Source organism: Phytohabitans aurantiacus (assembly GCF_027923225.1).
GTDB lineage: Bacteria > Actinomycetota > Actinomycetes > Mycobacteriales > Micromonosporaceae > Phytohabitans > Phytohabitans aurantiacus.
Genome location: NZ_BSDI01000063.1, coordinates 33,505 through 58,103 on the forward strand (window position 1 = coordinate 33,505; position 24,599 = coordinate 58,103).

Genomic DNA, 24,599 nt, shown 5'->3' on the forward strand with positions numbered 1-24,599 from the left:
GGCGAGGCAACGATGACAGCACCGCGGTCCGTGGTCGTCGAGCAGCCACGCGGCACCGCCGTGCTGCGCCTGCGCGGGCAGGAGGTCGCGCGCTACGTGTGGCAGCCGGAGGTCCCGCTGGGCAGTTCGCCGCGGCCGTACCTGCATCCGGTGCGCACGTTCGCCGGCGCCGCCGTCACCGACGCCGCGCCCGACTCGCACCCGCACCAGTTCGGCATCAGCGTCGCCGCGCCCGACGTCGACGGGCACAACTTCTGGGGCGGGCGCACGTTCATCGCCGGTCACGGACCGGCCTGGCTCGACAACCACGGCACGCAGGCGCACCAGCGCTGGCTGCGCCGCACCGACACCGAGCTGGCGCACACTCTGCTGTGGACCGGCGCCCATCACACACCGCTGCTGCGCGAGGAGCGGTCGATCAGCTGCTGGCCGGTCACCGGTACCGCGTGGGCCCTCGCGGTGCGCACCGAGCTCACCAACGCGCTCGACCGGCCGCTGCCGGTCCGCAGCCCCGCCGCGCACGGCCGGGTCGGCGCCGGATACGGCGGCGTCTTCTGGCGGGGTCCGGCTCTCGCGGGCACCGCGCGGGTGTTCAGCGCCGCCGGGGCGGACGTGCCAGCGGTACACGGCAGCGCCGCCGCGTGGGTGGCGGTCACCGGCGACGCCTGGACCATGCTCTTCGCCCCCGGAGACGAGACCACCGCGCGCGACAGGTGGTTCGTGCGCGCACGCGACTACATCGGCGTCTGCTCGTCGCTCACCTGGGACGAGCCGCTGGTGCTGGCGCCCGGCGAAACCATCGCCCGGCGCGTCGTCGCCGTCATCGCCGACGGCGCCCTCTCCACCGAGGCCGCCGCCGAGCTGGTCGCCGCCGCCGGGCGAGCCCCGTGACCGGGCTGGTCCGGCCCAGCAGCACCCGCCAGGCCACCGAGCCGGTGCGGCAGGAGGGGCTGCGAAGCATCAACCTCGAGCTGGTGTTCCGGCACATCCTGGCCGCGCCGGTGCCCATCTCGCGCACCGAGCTGGCCGCAGGCACCGGCCTGACCCGCCCCACGATCAGCCGCATCGTCGACGAACTGCTCGCCGGCAAGCTCATCACCGAGTCCGGCCTCACCCACGACGGCCGCGCCGGGCGCCCGCGCGTCGGTCTGTCCATCTCGGACGAAGGACCGGCCGGCCTGGGGCTCGACATCCGCTCCGACGGCCTCGCGGCCTGCGTCGTCGACCTCACGGGTACCGTGCGGCACCTGGCTTTCGCACCGTCCACATACGACGATCGGGGCGCGCCGGCGGTGCTCGCCGAGCTGGCGCGCATGGCCGGCACCGCCATCGAGGCCACCGCCGCCGAAGACCTGACCGTCGTCACCGCCACCCTTGCCGTGCCCGGCCCGGTCGACGCCGGCATGGTGCGCTCCGCGCCCGCCCTCGGCTGGCGCAACGTCGACGCGGGCGCGCTGCTGCGCGGCGCCACCCGGCACCTCGACCTGCCCATCACCGTCGACAACGAGGCGAACCTCGCCGCACTCGGCGAGCTGTACGCCAGCGACAACACGCTGAGCGGCTTCGTGTACGTCTCGGGCGGGCTCGGCATCGGCGCCGGCATCGTCCTAGATGGACAGTTACTGCGCGGCGTGCGAGGCTGGAGCGGCGAGCTCGGGCACGTCACCGTGTACCCAGACGGCAAGCCCTGCCCGTGCGGCTCGCGCGGCTGCCTCCAGACATACGCGAGCCTGCCGGCCATCCTCAGCGACGACCCCGTCCCCCCGCACAGCACCCCCGACGCGGCCGTGACCACCCGCGCCGACGCCGGCGACCCGGCCACGCTCGCCGCCCTCGACACCGCCGGCACCGCCCTGGGCATCGCGCTCTCCGACGCGATCAACATCCTGGACATCGACACGGTGCTGCTGGGCGGCGCGTTCTCGCTCCTGTCGTCGTGGCTGACCGCGACCGTCCGCACCGAGCTCAACCAGCGCGTCCTGACGGCCGCGTGGGCCCCGTTGACCGTCCGGCCGGCGCAGCTGGGCCCGGACGCGGCGGTGATCGGCGCCGCCCTGACCGCCATCGACCAAATCCGCCAACACCCCACAACCTGGCTAGCTCGCTAACCCCGCCGCACTGCCCACGCCGCGCGCCGCGCGCGCCGCTCTGGCCGCCGATCAAGGGCGAATGCACGTGCTTTGATCGCGAAAGCGCGTGTATTCGGCCTTGATCGATGCGATTGCCCTTGATCGGCGTGCCGGGCCGCGCTGGTCGCGCGCGGCGGCCCTGCGTCGCTTGGCCGGGCGCCGGTCGCGCTGGGCCGCGCCCGCGGCCGCCCCTCCTTCGCCGATCAAGGGCGAACGCACGCGGTTGGATCTCTTTTCCGCGTGCCTTTGCCCTTGATCCACGCGGATGCCCTTGATCGGCGAGCACCACGGCGGCTCGCCGCCGCCCGCCGCCACGGCCCGCGCCGCCACGGCCCGCGGCGCCGCAGACGCGGCCGGCGCGGACCCGGCACCCACGACGCAGCGGACGCGGCACCCACGACGCGGCGGCCGCGGCACCCACGCTCGACGGCGACCGCAGCCACGACGCAGCGACGGCCGCGGGCGAACCACACGGCCTTGAGCTGCCGCGACGGCCGTCGTGCGCTATGCCGTTGCTCCCGCGGCCTCACCGGCCGCATTCCCACGGCCCACCCCCGGCCGCGGGTACGATGCGGCGTCCCGCGGCGTGGTTGGGGACCGCGGAGGGTGAGGCCGCGGGAGCAACGGTCTCGCCCGCGACGAGCGTCGCGGTAGCCCGTATCTCGATCTCTTACGAGCGACCCACCCGTGGCCGCCCGTGCGAGCGTGTGGATCGGTAGGGAGGTGTCCAGCGGTTGAGTCCAGAAGAGTCGTTCCGGGCCTATGTCGGCGGTCGCATCGCCGCGCTCTCGCGGGTTGCTTACCTGCTGACCGGTGACCGGCACAGTGCTGAGGACCTGGTGCAGATGACGCTCGTGCGGGTCGCGCGGCACTGGGAGCGGGTTATCAAGAACGGTGACCCCGACGGATACGTGCATCGGACCATGTACAGCCAGCATGTCTCGCTGTGGCGCAGCCGCCGGCGCGACGCGCGACCGGTGGCGGACTCGCCCGACCGGGCCGGTCCCGACAGCACCGCCGGTGTGGCCGACGCGCTGGTCGTCAGGCAGGCTCTCGCCAGGCTCACGCCGAAGCAGCGTGCCGTGCTGGTGCTGCGGTTCTTCGAGGATCGCACCGAGGTCGAGGCGGCCGCCGTGCTGGGCTGCTCGGTCTCCACGGTGAAGAGCACGACCCGCGACGCGCTGGCCCGGCTCCGCGCGCTCGCCCCCGAACTGGCCGACCTCGTGGGTGTCGGCGTGCTGCCCAACGAGGGAGGTGGCCGATGACCGCGCGGCTGGAGCGAGCACTGGCTGAACTGGCGGAGCAGATGCCACCGGCGCCGGCCCGGGACGACCTGTGGCGGCGCGGGCGGCGGCAGCGGCGCCGGGACCGGCTCGCGGTCGCGGCCGGCGTCGCGGTGGCCGCTGTGGCTGTGCTGTTCGCGGTGCCCGGCCTGCTGGCGCGGCCGGCGCCGATGGAGGTCGGCGGCGGCACCGACGCGGTGCCGTCGACCGTGTACCTGCCGTGGATGTGGCAGGCGACGGTGCGGCAGGACCCGCGCGGTCCCGCCTCCATGCTGGTGAGCGGGGACAGCATCGGGTTGCGGGGGCCGGATCCCGTCGACCACGAGGGCAAGATCGCGGTGATCGGGCGCGACGGCTCGTACCGGATGCTGCTGTCCGGCGGCTCCGAGCGGGTCGCGGGCGAAGGCTCGATCCTCTCGCCGGACGGCCGGTACGTCGCCCAGGATCACCTGTCCGGCGAGCGCGACGGGTATGTCCTGGTCACGGACCTGACCAACGGCAAGACCAAGCGGTACGAGGGCCCGGCCGGCGCTGAGTGCTGCGCGATACCGGTGGCGTGGCGGCCCGACGGTGGCGCGCTGGTGCTCGCGGAGCTGTACCGGGTCGACTCCGACCGGGCCGACCCGGTCTCCGGCATCTACCTCCAGCCCGGCCGCCTGGTGCAGCTCGACCTGAAGACCGGCGCGACGCGGCCGCTGCTCCCGTTCGACAATTTCAGCAACGTGCGGACGGCGTCGCTGGCGGCGTACTCCCCCGACGGGAGCCGGATCGCGGTGGCCGTCGACCAGCGGTTGCGCCTGCTGGACGCCGCCACGGGCGGGACACTGTGGACGGCGGAGCTGGGAGAGCGCCGCTACCTCGCCGGTCCCGGCGCGTTCACCGCGGACGGCCGGCGGATCGCGACGGTGTCCCTCGACGGCTGCCTGAACGACTGCGACACGGCGCGGCTCGCGTCACGGCAGTGGCGGGTCGGCTATCTGGACGCCGGCAGCGGCGCCGACACCACCGGACCGGCGATGCCGCCCGTGACCGCGATGGCGGTACGGGCGCTGGGCTGGCGCCAGGGCACCGACCTGGTCGCCGTCGCCTACGGGCCGGAGGAACGCGTGCGCAAGGAGGCCGCGAGCGGCTGGAACGACACCGGCTTCTGGGAGGTCGGCGACGCCTCGCTGGTGGCGCTGCGGCCGGACGATACGGTGGAGACGCTGATCGATCCGCCGGACGCCGTGCTGTCGATGGACGTGGCGCGGGACCTGCTGGAGGCCGGGCGCTTCGGTGGCGAGGCGAAGGAACCGGACATCTTCCCGGCGCGCCGGATCATCATCGTGCCGGTCGCCGTCTACAGCTCGCCCGTGCTGATCGTGGTCGGCGGCGCGCTGATCGGGTGGTGGGGCTGGCGCCGCCGGCACGGGCGGCGCTAACCGGTCAGGTGTACGACGCTGTGTCGACGATGATGTCGGCGCGTTCGCGGGTGCCGTCGGCGGCGAAGAACTCGTCTTCCTCGGCCATCCACCGCCGCCACAGCTCGTCCTTGCCCGCGAAAGTGGTGTCTCTGGCCATGCCGCGCGCGAGCCGCAGCTCCGCCGGCGCGTCGACCCAGACGGCGTAGGCGATGCGGCCGATGGTGTCGCGGCGCGTGCAGGTGACGCCTTCGAGGATGACCGTCGGCGCCCACGGCTGGGTCTTCCACTCGCCGAGCGACGAGCCGTACCAGTCGCTCCAGTCTCTGGCCTGGAACCGCGCGTCGCGGCCGGCCAGCAGCGGCCCCAGCACCTGCTCTTCGAACCGCGGCCACCAGCCGGCGAAGCAGTCCCACGAGACGAAGTCGTCGATCTCGATGACCGGAGCGTCCAGTATGGACGCCAAGCGCGCCGCCAGGTGGCTCTTGCCGGAACCGCTCGGGCCGTCGACCCCGACGATCCGGATGCCGCCAACCGGCTCGCGTGCGCGAACCGCGGCTGCGATCTCCACCGCGACATCTCCGGTCATGTGGTTCAGGCTCCCACCGCGACGCCCATCGGGCGGACGGTCACGCCGACGATGAGGTTCGCGGCCGCGTACGGGTCGTCGAGCAGCATCCGCCGTACCGCGAGGATGTCTTCGCCGCGGACGATGAGGACCGCGCTGTCGACCGGGTCGAGCGTCGCGCCGGCCAGGATCAGCCGGCCGGCCTCGGCCCGCTCCTTGAGCCACGCGATGTGCGCCGGGCGGCTCTCGGTGCGCCGCTGCTCCATGTCGGGCACGTACTGGTAGATCACGAGGAACGTCGGCAAGGTCTCGGCCATACCGCCGATCATGCCGTACCGCCGGCGGGTGTGGCGCGGCGGCCAGCCGGCCGCCGCGCCACGGTGCCCTCGATCACGCCGTCAACTTGTCCCGCAGGTCGCGGTGGGTGTGGTGTTGTTCCCGTTCTTGTAGAGCGTGATGCCGAAGTTGTTGCCGTTGCCGTTCGGCCGCGCGGTGAGCGTGCCGCTGGTGCCGCTGATCGAGGCGTTCCAGCTGCTCTGCAGGCTCTGGCCGCCCTGCGTGGCGATCCGGACGACCCAGTTGTTGGTGCCGCTGACCGAGAGGTTCACGTTGAAGCGGTCGGTCCACTCCTGGCCGCGGCTGACGCTGACCGTGCAACTGCCGCCGCCCGGGTTCCCGGTCGTGGGGTTGGTGCCACCGCCGCCGACGGTGATGTTGGAGCTGCCGCTGCTCTGGAAGCCCTCGGTCGCCATGATCTGGTAGTCGTGGTTGCCGAGGTTCATGCCCCTGCTGGCCCAGGCGTCGAAGTGGGTGCCGGCCGTGATCGTGCCGCCGACACGCTTCGACTGCCGCACGCTCCAGTACTGGTAGAAGGTCCGCGTGCCCTCGATGGAGGGCTGGTTGACCCGCTGCGTGCGGTAGATGTCGTACGTGCCGCCGTCGCTGGTGACCGTGCCCATGTGGCCCGAGCCCGGTGGCCGCCAGCTTCCCCAGCTGTCGACGATGTAGTACTCGATCAGCGGGTTCCTCGTCCACCCGTAGAGGGTCAGGTAGGAGTTGCCGTTCGGGTTGAACGTGCCGGAGTACGACACCGTCCGGCGGGCACCCGGGTTCCAACCCTTGCCGGCGACGAAGTTGTTGATGTTGCTCCACTGGACGTCGTACTGGCCGCCGTTACCCATGTTCATGGTGACGTTGCCGCTGTCTTTCCAGAACGAGTAGAAGTAGCCGTTGTGCGTGCCCGTGGAGTTGCTGGTCACCGTCTGGGCGTGCGCGGTACCGGTCATGACCATCCCGGCGGTCGCCACCAGCGCCGCGACACAGGCGCCGCCGATGAGCATCCTGGTGCGACCGCGCCGGCGACCCCCAGGGCGGTCGGGAGCGTCGTTCATCTGCGCGTTCCTCTCGTGAGCCGATCGAAACCAATTGATGTTCGCCGATGGCACAGTATTGATTTGATCTGTCCAGGTTGTCAACGGTTTCCGGAAGGGTTTCGGAAGTAAGATGCGAATCTTCCGGAGCGGAGGAGTGGCCGGCCCGTGGCCGGGATGTCACACTTCGGGCAGGTGCGAGCCGTCACGATGAGGTGAGACGATGCCGCTGCCCGACAACGGTCTGCGTCCAGCGACCGAGACCTTCGAGTACGCCGGTTGCCGGATCGGCGTGGTCGGCTTCGACGAGATCATGAGTGCCGCCGCCGACCAGCGCGTCGAAATCCTGCGCGGCGCCGTGCGGCTTTCCGTCTCCACCGGGGCGCGCGACGGTGACCCCGCCTGCCACCTGGACGCGTCGATCCGCCTCGGCCGCGAGCCGCAGCCGGCCTTCGCCGTGCTCGGGCGGGACCCGATCGGCGTACTGCTGGCGCGGCGGGCGGCCGCCGGTGACGACTGGGCGATCCGGGTCGTCGACGGCGTCGGTGCCGCGGTTTCCGAGGTGTCACGCTGGATCGGCCGTTCTCCCGCGCCGGCTCGGGAGGAGCAGCCGGTCCGCTCGGTGGTGCGCACCGACGAGGCGACCGGCCTCCGCGCCACCGTGACGTACCACCGGGTCCCGCCCCGGTTCGCGGGCGGCGGGCCCCTCGTCACGGTGCGCGCGACGGTGCCGGTCGCGCGGATGTCACCGCGGCACCTCGCCGCGATGCTGGGGGTGGTGCTCGACATCGCCGGACCCGGCACGGAACGCGAGTACGTGCTGTCGCCGTACCCGATGGGCGCGTCCTCCGCGAGCGCCGCCGAACGCGTGACGCTTGACCACGTCGGCGGCCTTGATCCGGTCGTGGCACAGTTCCGCCAGATCGCGGTGTCGTTCCAGCATCCGCAGGTCATGGCCCGCTGGGGAGCGCGCCGCCCGCAGGGCATCCTGCTGTACGGGCCGCCGGGCACCGGCAAGACCATGCTCGCCCGCGCGCTGGCCGCCGAGATCGGCGCGACGTTCCGCGAGATCCGCACGCCCGAGATCCTCGACAAGTGGCTCGGCGGCTCCGAACGCAACATCAAGCGGATCTTCCGCGACGCGCGCCGCTACCGCGAGCCCACCGTGATGCTCTTCGACGAGTTCGACAGCATCATCAGCTACGCCGGCGCCGGCATGGACGCCGCCAGCCAGGCGATCAACGCCGTGGCCGGCATCTTCAAGCAGGAGATGAACGACCTCATCGAGGACAATCCCAACGTCATCGTGGTCGCGACCACCAACTTCCCGGAACGCGTCGACGACTCGCTGATCCGGTCCGGTCGCTTCGACATCAAGCTGGCCATCCCGCGACCCGATCACAGCGGGCGGGCACAGATCATCGCCAAGATGATCCGGCAGCTGATGGCGCGGCACGAGATGGGCGGCTTCCGGATGTTCGCCGACGACATCGACGTGGACGGCCTCGCCACCGCCAGCACGGGCATGACCGGCGCGGACATCAAGGAGGCGCTGCGCCGCGCGCAGCTGGCCAAGGCGATGCAGGAGGCCCGCACCGGAGTCACCGCGACACCGATCAGCCAGCACGACCTGGCCGGCCAGCTCGCCTCGCTGGCGTGAGGGTGGTGGGGCGGATCGCGCGCGTCCGGGATGTGCGGCGACGGCTGGCGACGGACGGTCCACCGTGGACGCGGCCGCACGAGCGGGACTTCGAGACGGTGACGTTGCCCGAGCGCGACTGCGACCTGGTGCGCGACCTGCTGATCGCCGAGGGCGTCGCGACCGTCGTCGAGGTCGGCCTCGCGTACGCCAGCTCGGCGCTCGCGATCGGCGAGGCGCTCGTCGCGCTCGATCCGCCCAACCCGCGGCACGTCATCGTCGACCCGTTCCAGGAGACCGCGTACGCCAACGTGGGCTGGGACCTGATGCGCGACGCGGGACTGCACTCGATCGCCCAACTGCTGGTCGAGCCGTCGTCGATCGCGCTTCCGCGGCTGCTCACCGGCGGGCTGGTCGCGGACGCGGCGTTCGTCGACGGCAGCCACCGCTTCCACGAGGTCTTCGTCGACCTGTACTTCCTGCGCAAGCTCGTCCGGCCGGGCGGGCTGGTCATCATGGACGACGTGTGGACGCCCTCGGTGCGCACGGCGGTCCGCTACTACGAGCGAAACCTGGGCTGGACGCCGATTCCGGAAGCGTTCGCCGGCGGAAGCGTCTGGCTCGTCGACGGCGCGCCGGTGATCCGCTGCGCGGCGTTCCGCCTCCCCGACCGCCTCACCGAGCCCGCCTTCGAGGCCTTCCACCCGTTCTGATCGCGGGGCGGCATCGAGGCCAACACCCGGAAGATCAAAGGACTCCGAGCTACCGCGACGCTCGTCGCGGGCGAGACCGTAGCTCCCGCGGCCTCACCCTCCGCGGTCCCCAACCACGCCGCGCGGGCGGCCGCATCGTACCCGCGGCCGGGGGTGGGCCGTGGGAACGCGGCCGGTGAGGCCGCGGGAGCAACGGCATAGCGCACGACGGCCGTCGCGGCAGCTCAAGGCGGTGTGGTTCGCTCGCGGCCGTCGCTGCGTCGTGGCTGCGGTCGCCGTCGAGCGTGGAGCGCCGCGGCCGCCGGGTCGTGGGTGCCGCGGACGCGGCCGGCGCGGGCCGTGGCGGCGCGGGCCGTGGCGGCGGGCGGCGGCGAGCCGCCGCGGTGCTCGCCGATCAAGGGCATCCGCGTGGATCAAGGCCGAATACACGCGGTTTCGCGATCAAAGCACGTGCATTCGCCCTTGATCGGCGGGGAGAGCGGCGCGCGCTGGCGCGGCGGGCGGCGGCGGCGTGGACAGTGCGGCGGGCCGCGGCCACGCGGGCGGGTGAACGCGCGGCGTGGGGTGCGCGGGCGGGGCGGGGGCGAGCGCTAGGGGTGGTGGGCGTGGGGGAGCCAGCCGTCTAGCTCGCGCACGAAGGTGCGTGGGTTGATCGGCTTGGCCATGTAGTGGTCGAAGCCGGCCGCGAGCGTGCGTTCGCGGTCGCCGACCATGGCCACCGCGGTCACCGCGATGATTTTGATGTGGGCCGACGCCGGCAGGGCGCGCAGCGCGCGTAACACCTCGTAGCCGTCGAGGTCGGGCAGTTGCAGGTCGAGCAGGATGAGGTCGGGCTGCTCCGCGCCGGTGGTCCGCACCGCCTCGACGCCGGTGCGGGCGCTGCGCACCTCGTGCCCGTGCGCGTGGAGCAAATATGACATGAGCTCCAAGCTGTACGGGTTGTCTTCCACGATGAGGATGCGTGCGCCCACCGCGGTCACGCGGCGAGCGTGAGGTAGAAGACGCTGCCGGTGCCGGGTTCGCTGTGCACCCGGATCTGGAAGCCCATCAGCTCGGCGAGCTTGTGCGAGATGTACAGGCCAAGGCCGGTGCCCTCGTCGCCGTGCTGGCGGGTGGCGCTGGTGCGCTCGAACGCCCGGAAGATGCGGGCCTGGTCCTCGGGCGCGATGCCCGGCCCGGTGTCGCTGACCCGCAGTGTCCATGGCGAGCCGATGCGCGGCCGGGTCAGACTTATGCGCACCTCGCCGTCGGTGGTGAACTTGACGGCGTTGTGCACGAGGTTGATGAGGATCTGGCCGAGGGCCCGGCGGTCGGCGACGGCGACGATCTCCTCGGCGGGGAGCTCGATGCTGAGGGCCAGTGACTTCTGCTCGACGAGTGGCCGCATCGACTGTACGACCTCTTCGACCACCGCGCGGCAGTCGATCCGTTCCGGGGTGATCTCCACCTTGCCTGATTCGATCTTGGCGAGGTCGAGGAGGTCGTTGATCAGTGACAGCAGGTGCTGGCCGCTGGTCTCCACGAGCTGGAGCTGGCGGGTCTGCGCCTCGTTCAGCGGCCCCGGCATCCCCATCAGCAGCGTGCCCGTGAAGCCGATGATGGCGTTCAGCGGCGTGCGCAGCTCGTGGCTCATGCTGGCCAGGAAGGCGTCCTTGGCCTTGCTCGCCTTCTCCAGCTCGACGTTCTTCTCCCGCAGTTGGCGCTCGAAGCGGATGCGCTCGGACACGTCGCGGATCGCCGCCGCGACCAGCTCGCCCTCGTCGGTATCGATCGCGGACAGCGAGATCTCGGCTGGGAACTGGGTGCCGTCGCGGCGCAGCGCCGACAGTTCCAGGCCGGCGCCCATCGGGCGCGGCTTCGGCCCCCGCAGGTACCGGCGGCGGTGCCCGGGGTGTACGTGGCGCGCGTGCTCCGGCACCAGTACCTCCATGAGCTGGCCCAGCAGCTCCTCGCGGTGGTACCCGAACAGCCGCTCGGTCTGCGCGTTGACCAGCGTGATCCGGCCGGTCGCGTCGACGGCGACGATCGCGTCCGGAGCCGCCTCCAGCATCGCCCGCCACTTCGCCTCGACGCGGCGCAGCCGGCCGACGTCGCGCGACATCGTGGCCACCCCGATGATCTCGCCGGTGGCGTCGACGATCGGCGAGGCGCTCATCGTCACCGTCATCGTGCCGCCGTCCCGGTGCACGCGCTCGGTGACGTACTGGTCCACCCGCTCGCCGGAGCCGATCCGGCCGAGGATCGTCGACTCCTCCTGGCGGCGCTCGGGCGGGTACAGCAGCTCGGCGTGGCGGCCGATGGCGTCGCTCGCGCGGTAGCCGTAGAGCTGCTCGGCGGCGCGGTTCCAGGTGACGATCACGCCGTCGAGCGTCTTGCTGATGATCGCGTCGTGCGACGACCGTACGATCGCGGCGAGCTGCGCGTGCGCGGAGTTCACCCACAGATGGTGACGGCGTGCCAGCCCGGGCGATCGGACAACGAGTGCGGGTGCCCCCGCCATTCCGCCCTTACCATCGGGCCCGATGGCAACGCTGCTCGTCGTCGACGACGACCCGATCAACCGCGAGTTCCTGCGTACCCTGCTCGGCTACCGGGGACACGAGGTCCGCGAGGCGGGCGACGGTGACAGCGCGCTCGCGCTGGCCAGCCGGGAGCTGCCGGACGCGGTGATCACCGACGTGCTGATGCCGGGGCTGGACGGGTACGAGCTGGCCCGCACCCTGCGCGCGGCGCCTCCCACCAGCACGATCCCGATCGCCTTCAGCACCGCGCACTACGACCGGCAAGAGATCCAGCCCCTCGCGAAGGCGTGCGGCGTACAGGGCGTGATCTTCAAGCCGACCCGGCCGAAGGCCGTCTTCGCGGTCGTCGACGCCCTGCTGTCGGGTCCCGGGTCGGCGGGCACGGGCGAGGAGGACTTCGCCGACCGGCACCGCCAGGCGCTGAAGGCCAAGCTGCTGGCCAAGAGCGAGGCCCTCGCCGAGCTGATGGACCGGCTGGCCGAGACGCAGCGGATGACCCACTCCGGCACCTGGGACCTCGACCCGCGCACCGGGCTGATCACGCTGTCGCCCAGCCTGAGCGCCCTGCTCGGGATGCCCGCCACCACCGTGACCCGCGAGCAGATGTGGCACCGCGTCCACCCCGACGACGTGCCCCGCGCCGCGGCCGCCGCCGAGGAGACCGCGCGCACCGGAAAGCAGCAGGTGGTCGAGGTGCGCGTCGCCGGCCTCGACGGGATCGTGCACGAACTCGTCGTCTCGTGCCGGGCCGCGGACGGTGCCGCGCCGCGCCACGGACTGTGGGGCGTCGCGCAGGACATCACCGAGCTGCGCGACCGCGAGCGGGCGGTGCTGCGCGAGCAGTGGGAGCGGTACACCGAGCGCCGGGTCATCGACTCCTTCCGCCGGGCGATGCTCCCCAGCGACCTGCCCGCCGTCACCGGCGTCGACATGGCCGCGGTACACCGGGTCGCGCCGGACCGGGTGGACATCGGCGGCGACTGGCACGACGGCTTCCCCGTGGCCGGCGGCCGGATGCTGCTGTCGGTGGGGCGGGTCGCCGGCCACAGCCAGCCGGCGGCCGCCGTCATGGGGTCCGTGCGGGCCGTGCTGCGGGCCAGCGCCATCGAGGACCCGGACCCGGTCGGCGTACTGGCCCGGCTGAACCGCTTCGTGGCCCAGAACTACCGCGACACCACGTTCGCGACGGCCGTGGTGGCGCTCTACTCCCCGGCGACCGGCGCGCTCCACTACGCGAACGCCGGCCACCCGGTGCCGCTGATCGCGATGGCGGACCCGCACAGCGCCGAACCGCAGGTGCTGGCGCTCGCCGGGCGCGGGCCGGCGCTGGGGATCTTCCCCGAGGCCCGGTTCGCCGGGGACACCCTCACCATGCCGCCGCATGCGGCGCTGTGCCTCTACACCGACGGGCTCACCGACCGGCACCGCGACCCGCTACCCACCGCCGGCCACCGCCTGGCGCAGGCCGCCGCGCGGGCGTTCGGCCTGGTCACGGGCGGCCAGCGGCAGCCTGTACCGGCCGCGCGGCGGCTGGCCGAGCAGTTGGTCGCCGAGATGCTGGGCGGCGAGCCGCCGGACGGCGACGCGACCCTCGCGGTGCTGTGGCCGAGGTGAGGATCTAGGTGAGGGGCAGCAGGACCGACTTGGTCTGGGTGTACTCGTGCAGTCCCTCGGGGCCGTACTCGCGGCCGTACCCGGACTGCTTGTAGCCGCCGAACGGCACCGTCACGTCGAGCATGCCCCACGTGTTGACCCACACCATGCCGGCCTTGAGCTTGCCGGCCACCCGGTGCGCCCGGGCCACGTCGCGGGTGTGCAGGCCGGCCGCCAGGCCGAAGGAGGTGCCGTTGGCCATCGCGATCGCCTCCTGCTCGGTGTCGAACGGCTGCACGGTGACGACCGGGCCGAAGATCTCCTCCTGTACGAGGCGGGAGCCCTGGTCGACGTCCGTGATGACGGTCGGCGCGAAGTAGTACCCGTCGAGGGTGTCGACGCGGCCGCCGCCGGCGGCGATCGTGGCGCCCTCGGACGCGGCCAGCTCGACGTACCCGCGGACCTTGTCGAGGTGGCGCTGGCCGGCCATCGGGCCGACGACCGTCTCCGGCGAGAGCGGGTCGCCGACGGGCACATGAACGGCACCGCCGACGACCCGGGTCACCATCTCGTCGTACACCGGGCGCTGCACGAGCAGGCGGGTGCCGCCCATGCAGAACTGGCCGGTGTTGAAGACGAAACCGCTGACGGCCGCCTGCCCTGCGGCGTCGAGGTCGGCGTCGGCGAACACGATCTGCGCCGACTTGCCGCCCAGCTCGACGGTGACGGGTTTGAGCGTCTCGGCGGCCGCGCTGGCGATGCGCCGGCCGACCGCGGTGGAACCGGTGAACGCGACCTTGTCGACGCCGGGGTGGCGGACCAGGGACTCGCCGACCGGTCCGCCGCCGGTCACCACGTTGAGTACGCCGGGCGGCAGGCCGGCCTCGGTGAGCAGCTCGGCGATGCGCAGCGCGGTGAGCGGGGTGTCCTCGGCGGGCTTGTGCACGACCGTGTTGCCGGCCGCGAGCGCCGGGGCGATCTTCGACGTCGACAGGATCATCGGGAAGTTGAACGGTGTCACGGCGGCCACGACACCGATCGGCTCGCGCACGGTATAAGCGAGGGCGGGCATGCCGGTCTGCCGCGTGGCGCCGTCGATCGAGTACGCCAGGCCGGCGTAGTACTCGAAGTGGGTGACCGTGTTGCCCACGTCGACCATCCGGCTGAACTGGATCGGCTTGCCGGTGTCGGTGGTCTCCAACTGCGCCAGCTCCTCGGCGTGCTCCTGGATGAGCGCGGCGGCGCGGTACAGCACCCGCGAGCGCTCCCGGCCGCTCAGGCCCGACCAGGCGCCGGAGTCGAAGGCGCGCCGGGCGGCGTCGACCGCCGCGTCCACCTCGGCGGGGGTGGCGTCCGGCACCGTGGTGACCACCTTGCCGGTGGCCGGGTTGACCACGTCGCGCATCGCGCCCTGGCCGCCGCGCCAGGCGCCGTCTATGTAGAGCCGTCCAGCGGCGCCGATCACAGTCATGCCATCTACCGTGACGCACGTGCAACAAGATGTCAACATTTCGCGCGGCCAACATTAGGGCTATGCTCTGACGCTCGTAAGGGAAAGTGTCATAGGAGGTCTCCGATATGGCCCGCACCGCCACCGCCGCCGTCGTCCCCGAGGTCGGCGCACCGTTCGCGCTCACCGGCGTCACCCTCGACGCGCCCCGCCCCGACGAGGTGGTGGTGCGCCTGGTCGCCGCCGGGCTGTGCCACACCGACCTGTCGGTACGCGCCGGCAAGCTGCCCTCGCCGTTCCCGGTCGTACTCGGCCACGAGGGCGCCGGCGTCGTGGAGGAGGTCGGTTACCGGGTCACGAGCGTGGTGCCCGGCGACAAGGTACTGCTCTCGTTCACGTCCTGTGGCGCGTGCGGCAACTGCCTGGCCGGGCACCCCGCGTACTGCGCCGGCTTCCTGCCCCTCAACTTCGGCGGCGCCCGCGCCGACGGCACCGGCACGATCAACGGCGCCGATGGGCGGGTAGCCGGTCACTTCTTCGGGCAGTCGTCGTTCGCCACGTACGCCCTCACCGACGAGCGCAGCCTCGTCAAGGTGGCGCCGGACGCGCCGCTGGACCTGCTCGCCCCGCTCGGTTGCGGTATCCAGACCGGCGCCGGGACCGTGCTCAACGTGCTGCGTCCCGAGATCGGCAGCACGCTCGCCGTCTTCGGGGTGGGCGCGGTCGGGCTCGCGGCGGTCATGGCCGCGGCGCTCGGCGGGCCATCGCGGATCGTGGCGGTGGACGTGGTACCCGAACGGCTGGAACTGGCGCGCGAGCTCGGCGCCACCGACGTGGTCGACGCCCGCGGCCCCGATGTGGCCGCCGCGCTGCGCGAGCTGACCGGCGGCGCCGGCGTGGACTACGCCGTCGAGGCCTCCGGAAACGTCGCCGCGCTGCGCGCCGCCATCGACGCGCTCGCGTTGCGCGGCACCTGCGCGATCGTCGGCGCGCCGGCGTTCGGTACGACCGTGCCCGTCGACGTCAACGGGCTGCTCGGCGGTAAGCGGATCGTGGGCGTGACCGAGGGCGACGCCGACCCGCGCCGGTTCGTGCCGCTGCTGGCCGACCTGGTATCGCGCGGCGCCCTGCCGTTGGACAAGCTGGTCCGCCGCTACCCGTTCGTCGACATCGAGAAGGCCGTGCTGGCGACGGAACGCGGCGAGGTGGTGAAGGCCGTGCTGACCTTCGAGTGAGGGCCGGCTCAGCCGGTGAAGTCGCTGGTGTGGCTGCGGACCAGGTGGGCCAGGTCGGCGTCGAACTGGCCGACCACCTGCACCACCCGCTGCTCGGAGAGCTGTGCGAGCCCGTCGTACAGCTCGATGAACAGCTGGCGGGCCTGCTCCCGGGGCCACCGCTTCGGCAGCAGGCCCGCGGGCAGCTCGGGGTCGAGGTTGGGGAAGTTGCGCCAGTCGTCCATGAGCGCCGTGCGGGCCACGAGCGCCTCGGCGGTGCCCACCTTGCCGTCCCGCCACTTCACGCGCACCGGCTCGTACTCCTCCAGCAGCCGCTCGTACTGGACGCGCAGCGCGTCCAGGTCCCAGGCGTGGATGGGGTGGCCGCCGGGCGGGCTGCCGTCGGCGAGCTCGGACGCGAACACGGTGGCCCGGTCGATGCCCAGCTCGGCGAGGACCGCGGTCACCTGGGCCACCCGCTCGTGCGGCGAGACCCAGAGCCCGTCGTAGAGGGGCGCGAACCCGTACCAGCCGAGCCTCGTGCGCAGCGCGTGCCGCAGGTCGCGCTGGTCCTCCGGTACCGAGAACGCGGCGACCGTCCACCGCCCGGACCACGACGACTCCGCGCCACCGAACGACATGATGTGCCGGCTGCCCTCGCGCAGCACCTCGGCGGCGCGCTCGCTGAGCGCGTACGACGTGCGCCGCCCGGTCTTGGACTGCTCCAGCAGCCCGCGCCGGGCCAGCCGGCTCAGCGCGGCCCGCGCGCTGACCTCGGTGATGCCGAACTCGCCGAGCAGCGCCACGAGCGCCGCGGAGGGCAGCGCGGCGCGCTGGCCGTACCAGTAGTCGCCGAGCAGCGTCAGCAACAGGTGCTGCGGGCTGCCCCCGGCCTGCATCCGGGGCAGGTCGAGGTCGTTGTCGGTGGTCGCGGCGGGCATCACTGACATGCGCTTACTCTACGCACGGAAAATATTCGGCACTAGTGTTGACCCTCGACCAATAGGTGTCTAGCTTCGGCGTATCACATCGATAGGGAGGACAACCGTGCGACGTCCAACCCTCTACCTCGCCGCGCTAGCTCTGGCCATCGTGACGGCCGGCTGCGGCGACGACTCCTCCGACAGCTCAGACTCAGGGGGCGAAGGCCCCATCAAGGTCGGCCAGATCGTGTCGCTGACCGGCAACTACGCGCCACTCGGCACCGAGAACGAGAAGTCCGTGAAGCTCGCCGTGGAGCAGGTCAACGCCGCCGGCGGCGTACTCGGACGGCAGCTCGAACTCGTCGTGCGCGACGACAAGAGCCAGCCCGACCAGTCGGTGCTGGCGTTCAACGACATCAAGGGCGACGTCGCGGCGGTGATCGGTTCGCCGTTCTCCAACTCGGCGCTCGCCACCATCCCGCTCGTCGACCGCGAGAAGATCCCGTACATCTCGCTTACGCCAGCGGACGAGCAGGTCAAACCCATCCACCCGTACGTCTTCGTGGTGCCCGCCACCTCGGCGACGTACGCCGCCCGCATCCTCGCGTCCCTCAAGGCGCAGGGTGTCACCAAGCTCGCCGTGGCGTACGACGGCAAGAGCTCCTACGCCAAGGCCGGCTTCAACGGCACCAAGGAACAGGCGGGGGAGTACGGCATCACACTCGTCGCCACGCCCGAGTTCCAGACCACGACGACCGAGTTCAGCGCGGTCTTCAACCAGGTCCGCTCCTCGGGGGCGGGCGCGCTGCTGGTGTGGGCGACCGGCCCGCCCGGTGTGGCGCTGGCCAAGCAGTACGCCACGGCCGGGCTGAGCGTGCCGCTGGTGTTCACCGGTGCGCAGGCCAGCAAGCTGTGGCTGGAGCCGGTCGGCGCGGCGGCCGAGGGGGTCACCGTGGCCAGCTCGGTCGGCGTGGTCGGCGGCAGCCTGCCCGACGGCGCGCTCAAGCAGGCCATCGACCAGCTCGCCGGCCCGTTCCAGACCAAGTACGGGTACGCGCCGCCGCAGTTCGCGCAGGACGGGTACACCGGCGTCAAGCTGCTCGTCGCCGCGATCGAGAAAGCGGGCAGTACCGATCCGGAAAAGGTGCAGAAGGCCCTGGAAGGGTTGTCGCTGACCACCCCGAACGGCGCGTACACCTACAGCGCCGAGGACCACGCGGGCCTGTCGGCCGACTACATCTCCATCAACACCGTCAAGGGCGGCGCGTTCGTGCCCACCGAGTGGTCGGCGTGGCAGCTCGCCACGGTGGCCGGCAAGTGAGTGAGCCGCTGCTCTCCGTCGAGAGTGTGTACCGCTCGTTCGGCGGCGTGTTCGCCGTGCGCGGGGTCGATCTGACCGTCGCGCCCGGCGAACTGCGCGGCGTCATCGGGCCGAACGGCGCCGGCAAGTCCACGCTGTTCAGCCTCATCGGCGGGCAGCTCGCCGCCGACCGCGGCACCGTCACGTTCGCCGGCGACCGGATCGACCGGTTGCCGGCGCACCGGCGGGCTCACCTCGGCATCGCGATCGTCTTCCAGGGCGCGCGCATCTTCCGCGGGATGACCGCCCTGGAGAACGTCATGGTCGGCGCGCACGCCACCACCCGCGCCGGCTTCCTGCGGGGGACGCTGCGGCTGCCGCCGCATTACCGCGAGGAGCGGGAGATCCGGCAGCGGGCCCGCGAGGCGCTCGGCCGGGTCGGGCTCGCCGACTGGGCGGACCGCGCCGCCGAGGCGCTGCCGCTGGGCCAGCAGCGGGCGCTGCAGGTGGCTCGCGCGCTGTGCGGGCGCCCGCGCCTGCTGCTGCTCGACGAGCCGGCCGCCGGCCTGCGCGCCGCCGAGCGGGAGGCCCTCGCGCAGCTCATCGAGGAACTGAAGGCGGGCGGGCTCACGATGATCAAGATCGAGCACGACGTGGCGTTCGTGACCCGGCTGGCCGACCGGGTCACGGTGCTCGACCTGGGCAGGGTCATCGCCGAGGGCACGCCGGCCGAGATCCGCGCCGATCCCGCCGTCGTGGCGGCCTACCTGGGGACGGCGGCATGATCGAGGGCAGCGTGATCGAGGTTCGGGACCTCACCGTCCGGTACGGGGCGGCCGTGGCGCTCGACGGCGTCAGCCTGACCGTCGGCGCGGGCGAGATGGTGGCGCTCATCGGCCCCAACGGCGCCGGAAAGTCCACATTGGTCAACACGCTGTCGGGCATCCTGCGCCCCGCGTCCGGCCGGGTCACCATCGGCGGGCGGCTCGCGCAGGTCCCCGAGGGACGGCAGATGTTCCCTGATCTCACCGTCGACGACAACCTGCGGCTCGGCGGCTGGCGGGTCCGCAACCGCGACACCGGCCCGATCTACGAGGTGCTGCCGGACCTGGTGAAGCTGCGCCGCCGCCGTGCCGGGCTGCTGTCCGGCGGGCAGCAGCAGATGGTGGCGGTCGGCCGGGCGCTGATGAGCCGGCCCGACGTGCTCGCGGTCGACGAGCTGTCGCTCGGGCTGGCGCCGCTGGTGGTCGCCGACCTGGTGCGGCACCTGCGCGAGCTCAACGCCGAGCGCGGGCTGGCGGTGCTGCTCATCGAGCAGAACGCCCGCATCGCGCTCGACCTGTGCACCCGCGCCTACGTCCTGGAGGCCGGCCGCATCGCGGTTTCCGGCTCGGCGGAGGAACTCGCGGCGAGCCCGACGGTCGCCGCCGCCTACCTAGGTGCGGACGCCCCCGTGATCAGGGCGTCCCTCAAGTCGCTAGAACAGCTTGAGGGACGCCCTGATCACGAAGAGGAGGGGGTCGCGCGATGAGCGAGTTGTTGCAGTACCTCATCACGGGGGTGGGGGGTGGGTGCGCGTTCGCGCTGGTGGGTAGCGGGCTCGTCGCCATCTACCGGGTCACGCGGGTGGTCAACTTCGCGCAGGGCGCGTTCGCGGTCATCGCGGCGCTCACCGCGTCGACGCTGCTCGCCACCGGCCTGCCGCACGGCCTCGCCGAAGGGCTCGCGGTCGCGGTCGGCGCACTCACCGGGCTGCTCGTCGGCCTCGTCGCCATCGGCAAGCCCGGTACGCCACCCGGCGCGGCGCTCATCGCCACGCTCGGGCTCGGTGTGTTCGCGTACGCCGTCGAGGTGCTGATCTGGGGCGACCAGCCGCGCTCGTTTCCCGGCGTGCCCGGTGCCGTCGAGATCTTCGGTGCCCGGTTCCAGGCGCACTACCTGCTCATCATCGGCGCCACACTCGCGGTGTTCGCCGGGATGGGGCTGCTGTTCACCCGCACCGACGTGGGCCGGGCGCTGTCGGCGTGCGCCTCCAACCCGTACGCGGCGAAGGTCGTCGGCATCAGCGTGACCCGGATGGGGCTGGTCTCGTTCGCGATCGGCGGCGCCCTCGGCGGGCTGGCCGGCGTGCTGGTCACCCCGATCCAGCTGGTCACGTTCGACTACGACGTCACGCTCATCGTCGGCGGCTTCGCCGCCGCCATCCTCGGCGGGCTGGTCCGCCCGGCGCTCACCCTCGCCGGCGGGCTGCTGCTCGGCGTCGCGCAGGCGCTGGTCGCCGGGTACGGCAACGCCGCGTACCAGATGGAGGTCGCGCTGGTGCTGATGCTCGCCGTGATGGTCTGGCAGGCCGCGCGCAAGCCCATCGTCCAGGAGGAAACGGCATGAGGTCGCGGGTCGTTCGCTGGCTGCCCGGGGTGGTGGTCGCCGCCGGTACTCTCGCGCTGCCGCCGCTGCTTTCGAGCGGGCACCTGTCCGTGTACATCCTGCTCGGTCTCGCCGCCATGGTGACCATCGGGCTGTCGCTGCTGATGGGGTACGCCGGGCAGGTCTCGCTCGGGCAGGCGTCGTTCTACGCGATCGGCGGGTACACGGCCGGCCTGCTGAGCGTGCACAGCTTCCCGCCGCTGCTGGGACTGCTCGCCGCGCCGGTCGCGGCGGCGCTGTTCGCCCTGCTGGTGGGCGTACCGCTGCTGCGCTTGCGCGGGCACCACCTCGCGTTCGCCACGCTCGCCACGCAGCTGATCCTGCTGTCGCTGGTCGGGCAGGCCGACTGGGCCGGGGGAGCGATCGGGCTGCAGGGCATCCCGCGGCTGTCCGTGGGCGGGTACGAGTTCGCCGAGGACATCTCGTACGCGTACCTGACCTGGGCCGCCGTCGCGCTCACCCTGATCGTGGCGCACAACGTGGTCGCGTCCAGATCGGGGCGCGGCCTGCGCGCCCTGGCGACCAGCGAGACCGCGGCCGCGGCGAGCGGGGTGCCGGTCGGCGGGTACCGGCTGGCGGTGTTCGCGCTGTCGGCGGCGTTCGCCGGCCTGGCGGGCGGGATCTACGCGTTCTACCTCGGCTACATCGCGCCGGGCTCGTTCCCGGTGCTGCTGTCCATCGAGTACGTCGTGATGGCGGTCGTCGGCGGTCTGGGCACGCTGTGGGGCGCTCTGGTGGGTGCGACCGCGATCGTGCTGCTCATCCAGGTGCTCACCACGATCGGCACCCAGCCCGGGATGCCCAGCTACGCCCCGAGCGTGCTCTCGTACGCCGTCTACGGGCTCCTGCTGGTCGTCGTGGTGCTCTTCCTGCCGCACGGGATGGTGCCAGCGGCGCGCCGGGCCGTCGAGCGACGTATGACACAAACCTTGACGGTGGAGAAGCGATGAGTCAAGCTAACCTCATGACCGGCGACCCGTACGACGCGATCGCGCGGCTCGGCACCGCCCCGCTGTGGCGGTACTACGGAAACCTCTTCGCCGCCGAGCCGAAGAGCCGGGCGGTGCCGTACCGGTGGAGCTACGCCGCGCTGCGGCCCTACCTGCTGCACTTCGCCGACGTGCTCTCCCTGGAGGAGGCCGAGCGCCGGGTTCTCATGCTCGTCAACCCCGGCCTGACCGAGCCGCCCGCCACGACCACCAACCTGTACGCGGGCATCCAGGTGATCCTGCCCGGCGAGACCGCGCAGGCGCACCGGCACACGGCTGGCGCGTTCCGGTTCATCATCGAAGGCAACGGCGCCTACACGACGGTCAACGGCGAGCGGGTCCACATGCGCCCCGGCGACCTGCTGCTGACCCCCGGCTGGCACTGGCACGACCACGCGCACGAGGGCGACGGCCCGATGCTGTGGCTCGACGGGCTGGACTACCCGCTCGTCAACGCCCTGGAGGTCGGGTTCTTCGAGCTGTACAGCGAGCGGACGCAGAAGGCTGACGTGCCCGACGACATCTCCTCGCGGCAGTTCATCCACGGCCGGCTCACGCCCGCGTGGGACCCGAAGCCCAGCGCCAACTCGCCGATCGGCAACTACCCGTGGGAGGAGACCTCCCGGGCGTTCGACGCGATCGCCGACGACGCGAGCGGCAGCGACGCCGACGGTGTGGTGCTGGAGTACACCAACCCGTGGACCGGCGGACCGGTCATGCCCACCATCGGCTGCCGGATCGCGCGGCTGCGCCCCGGTTTTCGTGGCGTGTCGCGCCGGCAGACCCCCAGCACGATCTACCACGTGGTGCGTGGCGAAGGAGTGACCATAGTGGACGGCCAACGCCTGGAGTGGGGCGAGAAGGACGTGTTCGCGGTGCCCGGCTGGGCGGCGTACGAGCACCGGAACGCCTCGCTCTCGGACGACGCGATCCTGTTCTCGTACTCGGACACCCCCGCCGTGACAGCACTGGGCCTGTACCGCGAGGAGTACGTACGGTGAGGCTGTGTGTCTACCGCGACGGCGGGACGCGGCTCGGCGTCGTCGATGGTGGTGATGTGGTCGACGTGACCGACCTCGCGCCCGCGTTCGGGGTGCCTGGGCCGCTGCACGCCGTCCTGGAGCACGGCATCGACCTGGCCCGCCTGCGCCCGGACGGCCGGCCACGGCGGCCACTGGCCGATGTGGAGCTTCTCGCGCCGTTGCCGCGCCCGGGAAAGATCGTGGCGGCACCCGTCAACTACCGCGACCACCAGGCCGAGATGGACGCCCCGCTGACCGTGGCCGAGCTCGGCGTCTTCCTCAAGGCGCCCTCGTCGGTCATCGGCCCCGGCGGCACCGTCACGCTGCCGTACACCGACCTGCGCACCGACCAGGAAGCCGAACTGGCCGCCGTCATCGGGCGCACCGCCCGCGACGTGCCGGAGGCCGAGGCGCTGTCCTATGTGGCCGGCTACACCTGCCTGCTCGACATCACCGTGCGGTCCACGGAGGACCGGTCGACCCGCAAGTCGTTCGACACGTTCACGCCGATCGGCCCGTGGCTGACCACACCCGACGAGGTCGGCGACCCGGGCGGCCTCGACCTGCGCTGCTGGGTCGGCGGGACGCCACGCCAGTCGGCCACTACAGCCGACCTCATCTTCGGGGTGGCACGCCTGATCGCGTACGCCAGCTCGGTCATGACGCTGTGGCCGGGTGACGTGATAGCCACCGGCACCCCGGCGGGCGTCGGCCCGATCCACGACGGCGACCGGATCGTCATGGAGATCGAGCGCGTCGGCCGCCTCGAAGTGGGCGTGAGCGGCGCCGGCGCCCGCCCGTACGCCACCCGCCCCGGCGCCCGAGCGGTGGTGGCCTCATGAACCACCGTCAGGTCATCGTGGTGGGCGCCGGACCGGTCGGCATGGCGGCGGCGCTGTCGCTGCGGGCGCTCGGGCGGCCCGTCACGGTGCTCGAAGCCGGCGCCGAAGACCGGCTGCGCCCCGGCAGCCGCGCCATCTTCGTGCACCGGGCCACCCTGGAGGTGCTCGACCGCTCCAGCCCGGGCCTCGCCGCCGACCTGGCCGCGCACGGCCTGATCTGGCAGACCAAGCGCACCTTCTACGCCGGCACCCAGGTCTTCGCCCGCACCTACCCGCCGCCCCCGGCCGGCACGCTGCCGCACTTCACCAGCCTCCCGCAGGTGGAGACCGAGCGGTACCTGCTGCAGGCGTGCAAGGCGGCCGGCGTCGAGTTCGTCTGGAACGCCGAGGTGACCGGCGCCGAGTCGACTATGGACGGTGTCGCGCTGGCCACGTCGACCGGCGACCGCTGGACCGCGGAGTACGTCATCGCCGCCGACGGGTCGCGCTCGCCGGTACGGGCCGCCCTGGGGATACCGATGGAGGGCAGTCGCTCCGACGGCTGGTACGTGGTCGTCGACGTGGAGGAGGACGCCGGCGACCCGCTGCCGGTCGAGCGGGTCTTCCACTACGCCCACCCGAGCGTGGACGGGCGCAACGTGCTGCTGGTGCCGTACGCCGGCGGCTGGCGCGTCGACCTGCAACTGCACGACGGCGACGACCCCGACGCGCTCAGCTCCGGTGAGGGGCTGCGCGAGTGGCTGCGCGCGGTCATGCCGCCCGCGTACGCCGACCGCGTCGCCTGGGCCTCCACGTACCGGTTCCTGCAGGTGGTGGCCGCCGACTTCGCCGACCCGGCGCGGCGGGTGTTGCTCGCCGGTGAGGCGGCACACCTGTTCGCCCCGTTCGGCGCGCGCGGCATGAACTCCGGGGTACCGGACGCCGACGCCGCCGCCACGGCCGTCCACATCGCACTGTCCACTCCGGTGGCGGCGCGGGCACGGGCGGCGGTGGACGACTTCGCGCTGTCCCGGCGCCGCGCGGCGATGTTCAACCGGGACGCCGCCGGCACCGCCCTGACACACCTGCGCCCGGGCCCGGCCGAGCGGGCGGCACAGGAGGGCGCGGCCCAGGGCGCCGACCGCGACGAGAGCCTCGGGCACTGGCTCGACACCGCGCCGTACGGCCCGCGCGAGCTCCCGCCCGGCAACACGATCTACAAGTACTGAGGGGCCG

General features: G+C 72.5%; 23 protein-coding genes. 16 read left to right on the plus strand and 7 right to left on the minus strand.

What is annotated here, in order from left to right; all coding sequences use genetic code 11:
- The first annotated feature begins 12 nt into the window (after positions 1-12).
- From QMG73_RS38775 to QMG73_RS38790, 4 genes are all read left to right on the plus strand, one after another.
- Entirely contained in the window at positions 13-891 is an 879-nt protein-coding gene (locus QMG73_RS38775; protein WP_281904023.1) for a DUF6807 domain-containing protein, read from the plus strand.
- Positions 888-2,108 (plus strand): ROK family transcriptional regulator, encoded by a 1,221-nt coding sequence (locus QMG73_RS38780; protein ID WP_281904025.1) that lies wholly within the window; start codon positions 888-890, stop codon positions 2,106-2,108. Before QMG73_RS38775 ends, QMG73_RS38780 begins: the two co-directional genes overlap by 4 nt.
- 755 nt (positions 2,109-2,863) lie before the next feature.
- A complete protein-coding gene (locus tag QMG73_RS38785; RefSeq protein WP_281904028.1) occupies positions 2,864-3,394 on the plus strand; it encodes a SigE family RNA polymerase sigma factor in 531 nt (176 codons plus the stop codon).
- The gene (locus QMG73_RS38790) at positions 3,391-4,833 is read left to right on the plus strand and encodes a WD40 repeat domain-containing protein (protein WP_281904030.1); all 1,443 of its coding nucleotides are present in this window, start codon (positions 3,391-3,393) and stop codon (positions 4,831-4,833) included. The genes QMG73_RS38785 and QMG73_RS38790 overlap by 4 nt, the downstream gene beginning before the upstream one ends.
- Positions 4,834-4,837: 4 nt before the next feature.
- Here QMG73_RS38790 and QMG73_RS38795 read toward each other — a convergent pair whose 3' ends face one another.
- The 3 genes from QMG73_RS38795 to QMG73_RS38805 form a co-directional block, all read right to left on the minus strand.
- The gene (locus QMG73_RS38795; RefSeq protein WP_281904032.1) at positions 4,838-5,401 is read right to left on the minus strand and encodes a uridine kinase family protein; all 564 of its coding nucleotides are present in this window, start codon (positions 5,399-5,401) and stop codon (positions 4,838-4,840) included.
- 5 nt (positions 5,402-5,406) lie between these two features.
- Positions 5,407-5,697 (minus strand): YciI family protein, encoded by a 291-nt coding sequence (locus QMG73_RS38800; RefSeq protein WP_281904034.1) that lies wholly within the window; start codon positions 5,695-5,697, stop codon positions 5,407-5,409.
- Positions 5,698-5,778: 81 nt separating this feature from the next.
- The gene (locus QMG73_RS38805) at positions 5,779-6,771 is read right to left on the minus strand and encodes a glycoside hydrolase family 11 protein (RefSeq protein WP_281904036.1); all 993 of its coding nucleotides are present in this window, start codon (positions 6,769-6,771) and stop codon (positions 5,779-5,781) included.
- A gap of 202 nt (positions 6,772-6,973) precedes the next feature.
- Between QMG73_RS38805 and QMG73_RS38810 the strand changes: the two genes are divergently transcribed.
- Together QMG73_RS38810 and QMG73_RS38815 are read left to right on the plus strand one after the other, a co-directional pair.
- Positions 6,974-8,410, plus strand: coding sequence for an ATP-binding protein (locus tag QMG73_RS38810; RefSeq protein WP_281904038.1), 1,437 nt, complete (start codon positions 6,974-6,976; stop codon positions 8,408-8,410).
- Complete coding sequence (locus QMG73_RS38815) at positions 8,407-9,102, plus strand: class I SAM-dependent methyltransferase (protein WP_281904040.1); 696 nt, start codon at positions 8,407-8,409, stop codon at positions 9,100-9,102. Before QMG73_RS38810 ends, QMG73_RS38815 begins: the two co-directional genes overlap by 4 nt.
- 590 nt (positions 9,103-9,692) lie before the next feature.
- On the opposite strand, the gene QMG73_RS38820 is transcribed toward QMG73_RS38815, so the two are convergent.
- Together QMG73_RS38820 and QMG73_RS38825 are read right to left on the minus strand one after the other, a co-directional pair.
- Complete coding sequence (locus tag QMG73_RS38820; protein ID WP_281904042.1) at positions 9,693-10,082, minus strand: response regulator; 390 nt, start codon at positions 10,080-10,082, stop codon at positions 9,693-9,695.
- Entirely contained in the window at positions 10,079-11,539 is a 1,461-nt protein-coding gene (locus QMG73_RS38825) for a PAS domain S-box protein (protein ID WP_281904044.1), read from the minus strand. The genes QMG73_RS38820 and QMG73_RS38825 overlap by 4 nt, the downstream gene beginning before the upstream one ends.
- A gap of 85 nt (positions 11,540-11,624) precedes the next feature.
- Between QMG73_RS38825 and QMG73_RS38830 the strand changes: the two genes are divergently transcribed.
- Positions 11,625-13,238 carry a SpoIIE family protein phosphatase gene (locus QMG73_RS38830; RefSeq protein WP_281904046.1) on the plus strand — a complete coding sequence of 538 codons (1,614 nt, stop codon included), beginning with the start codon at positions 11,625-11,627 and terminating at the stop codon, positions 13,236-13,238.
- 4 nt (positions 13,239-13,242) lie between these two features.
- Here the strand turns inward: QMG73_RS38830 and QMG73_RS38835 are convergent, their stop codons facing one another.
- On the minus strand, positions 13,243-14,688 hold the full coding sequence (locus tag QMG73_RS38835) for an aldehyde dehydrogenase family protein (protein ID WP_281904048.1): 1,446 nt from the start codon (positions 14,686-14,688) through the stop codon (positions 13,243-13,245).
- A 107-nt stretch (positions 14,689-14,795) separates the two neighbouring features.
- Here QMG73_RS38835 and QMG73_RS38840 point away from each other — a divergent pair, with 107 nt between their 5' ends.
- The gene (locus QMG73_RS38840; RefSeq protein WP_281904049.1) at positions 14,796-15,902 is read left to right on the plus strand and encodes an NAD(P)-dependent alcohol dehydrogenase; all 1,107 of its coding nucleotides are present in this window, start codon (positions 14,796-14,798) and stop codon (positions 15,900-15,902) included.
- Positions 15,903-15,910: 8 nt separating this feature from the next.
- On the opposite strand, the gene QMG73_RS38845 is transcribed toward QMG73_RS38840, so the two are convergent.
- Positions 15,911-16,831, minus strand: coding sequence for a PaaX family transcriptional regulator (locus QMG73_RS38845; RefSeq protein WP_281904052.1), 921 nt, complete (start codon positions 16,829-16,831; stop codon positions 15,911-15,913).
- 97 nt (positions 16,832-16,928) lie between these two features.
- Here QMG73_RS38845 and QMG73_RS38850 point away from each other — a divergent pair, with 97 nt between their 5' ends.
- From QMG73_RS38850 to QMG73_RS38885, 8 genes are read left to right on the plus strand one after another with little or no spacing between them, the layout of a single operon-like run.
- Positions 16,929-18,125: an ABC transporter substrate-binding protein gene (locus QMG73_RS38850; RefSeq protein WP_281904054.1), complete on the plus strand. Its 1,197-nt coding sequence runs from the start codon at positions 16,929-16,931 to the stop codon at positions 18,123-18,125.
- Positions 18,122-18,889: an ABC transporter ATP-binding protein gene (locus tag QMG73_RS38855; RefSeq protein ID WP_281904057.1), complete on the plus strand. Its 768-nt coding sequence runs from the start codon at positions 18,122-18,124 to the stop codon at positions 18,887-18,889. Before QMG73_RS38850 ends, QMG73_RS38855 begins: the two co-directional genes overlap by 4 nt.
- On the plus strand, positions 18,886-19,635 hold the full coding sequence (locus QMG73_RS38860; protein ID WP_281904060.1) for an ABC transporter ATP-binding protein: 750 nt from the start codon (positions 18,886-18,888) through the stop codon (positions 19,633-19,635). The genes QMG73_RS38855 and QMG73_RS38860 overlap by 4 nt, the downstream gene beginning before the upstream one ends.
- Entirely contained in the window at positions 19,632-20,492 is an 861-nt protein-coding gene (locus tag QMG73_RS38865; protein ID WP_281904062.1) for a branched-chain amino acid ABC transporter permease, read from the plus strand. The genes QMG73_RS38860 and QMG73_RS38865 overlap by 4 nt, the downstream gene beginning before the upstream one ends.
- Positions 20,489-21,481 carry a branched-chain amino acid ABC transporter permease gene (locus QMG73_RS38870; protein ID WP_281904065.1) on the plus strand — a complete coding sequence of 331 codons (993 nt, stop codon included), beginning with the start codon at positions 20,489-20,491 and terminating at the stop codon, positions 21,479-21,481. The genes QMG73_RS38865 and QMG73_RS38870 overlap by 4 nt, the downstream gene beginning before the upstream one ends.
- Positions 21,478-22,521: a cupin domain-containing protein gene (locus QMG73_RS38875; RefSeq protein WP_281904066.1), complete on the plus strand. Its 1,044-nt coding sequence runs from the start codon at positions 21,478-21,480 to the stop codon at positions 22,519-22,521. Before QMG73_RS38870 ends, QMG73_RS38875 begins: the two co-directional genes overlap by 4 nt.
- Positions 22,518-23,384, plus strand: coding sequence for a fumarylacetoacetate hydrolase family protein (locus tag QMG73_RS38880; protein WP_281904067.1), 867 nt, complete (start codon positions 22,518-22,520; stop codon positions 23,382-23,384). The genes QMG73_RS38875 and QMG73_RS38880 overlap by 4 nt, the downstream gene beginning before the upstream one ends.
- A complete protein-coding gene (locus tag QMG73_RS38885; RefSeq protein ID WP_281904069.1) occupies positions 23,381-24,592 on the plus strand; it encodes an FAD-dependent oxidoreductase in 1,212 nt (403 codons plus the stop codon). Before QMG73_RS38880 ends, QMG73_RS38885 begins: the two co-directional genes overlap by 4 nt.
- Positions 24,593-24,599: the final 7 nt, after the last annotated feature.

What these genes read in the sequence shown, in the direction of transcription:
- QMG73_RS38775 (WP_281904023.1), top strand. Translation starts at nt 13, where the DNA reads ATGACAGCACCGCGGTCCGTGGTCGTCGAGCAGCCACGCGGCACCGCC.
- QMG73_RS38790 (WP_281904030.1), top strand. Translation starts at nt 3,391, where the DNA reads ATGACCGCGCGGCTGGAGCGAGCACTGGCTGAACTGGCGGAGCAGATG.
- QMG73_RS38795 (WP_281904032.1), bottom strand. Translation starts at nt 5,401, where the DNA reads ATGACCGGAGATGTCGCGGTGGAGATCGCAGCCGCGGTTCGCGCACGC.
- QMG73_RS38800 (WP_281904034.1), bottom strand. Translation starts at nt 5,697, where the DNA reads ATGGCCGAGACCTTGCCGACGTTCCTCGTGATCTACCAGTACGTGCCC.
- QMG73_RS38805 (WP_281904036.1), bottom strand. Translation starts at nt 6,771, where the DNA reads ATGAACGACGCTCCCGACCGCCCTGGGGGTCGCCGGCGCGGTCGCACC.
- QMG73_RS38810 (WP_281904038.1), top strand. Translation starts at nt 6,974, where the DNA reads ATGCCGCTGCCCGACAACGGTCTGCGTCCAGCGACCGAGACCTTCGAG.
- QMG73_RS38830 (WP_281904046.1), top strand. Translation starts at nt 11,625, where the DNA reads ATGGCAACGCTGCTCGTCGTCGACGACGACCCGATCAACCGCGAGTTC.
- QMG73_RS38835 (WP_281904048.1), bottom strand. Translation starts at nt 14,688, where the DNA reads ATGACTGTGATCGGCGCCGCTGGACGGCTCTACATAGACGGCGCCTGG.
- QMG73_RS38840 (WP_281904049.1), top strand. Translation starts at nt 14,796, where the DNA reads ATGGCCCGCACCGCCACCGCCGCCGTCGTCCCCGAGGTCGGCGCACCG.
- QMG73_RS38845 (WP_281904052.1), bottom strand. Translation starts at nt 16,831, where the DNA reads ATGTCAGTGATGCCCGCCGCGACCACCGACAACGACCTCGACCTGCCC.
- QMG73_RS38860 (WP_281904060.1), top strand. Translation starts at nt 18,886, where the DNA reads ATGATCGAGGGCAGCGTGATCGAGGTTCGGGACCTCACCGTCCGGTAC.
- QMG73_RS38865 (WP_281904062.1), top strand. Translation starts at nt 19,632, where the DNA reads ATGAGCGAGTTGTTGCAGTACCTCATCACGGGGGTGGGGGGTGGGTGC.
- QMG73_RS38870 (WP_281904065.1), top strand. Translation starts at nt 20,489, where the DNA reads ATGAGGTCGCGGGTCGTTCGCTGGCTGCCCGGGGTGGTGGTCGCCGCC.
- QMG73_RS38875 (WP_281904066.1), top strand. Translation starts at nt 21,478, where the DNA reads ATGAGTCAAGCTAACCTCATGACCGGCGACCCGTACGACGCGATCGCG.
- QMG73_RS38885 (WP_281904069.1), top strand. Translation starts at nt 23,381, where the DNA reads ATGAACCACCGTCAGGTCATCGTGGTGGGCGCCGGACCGGTCGGCATG.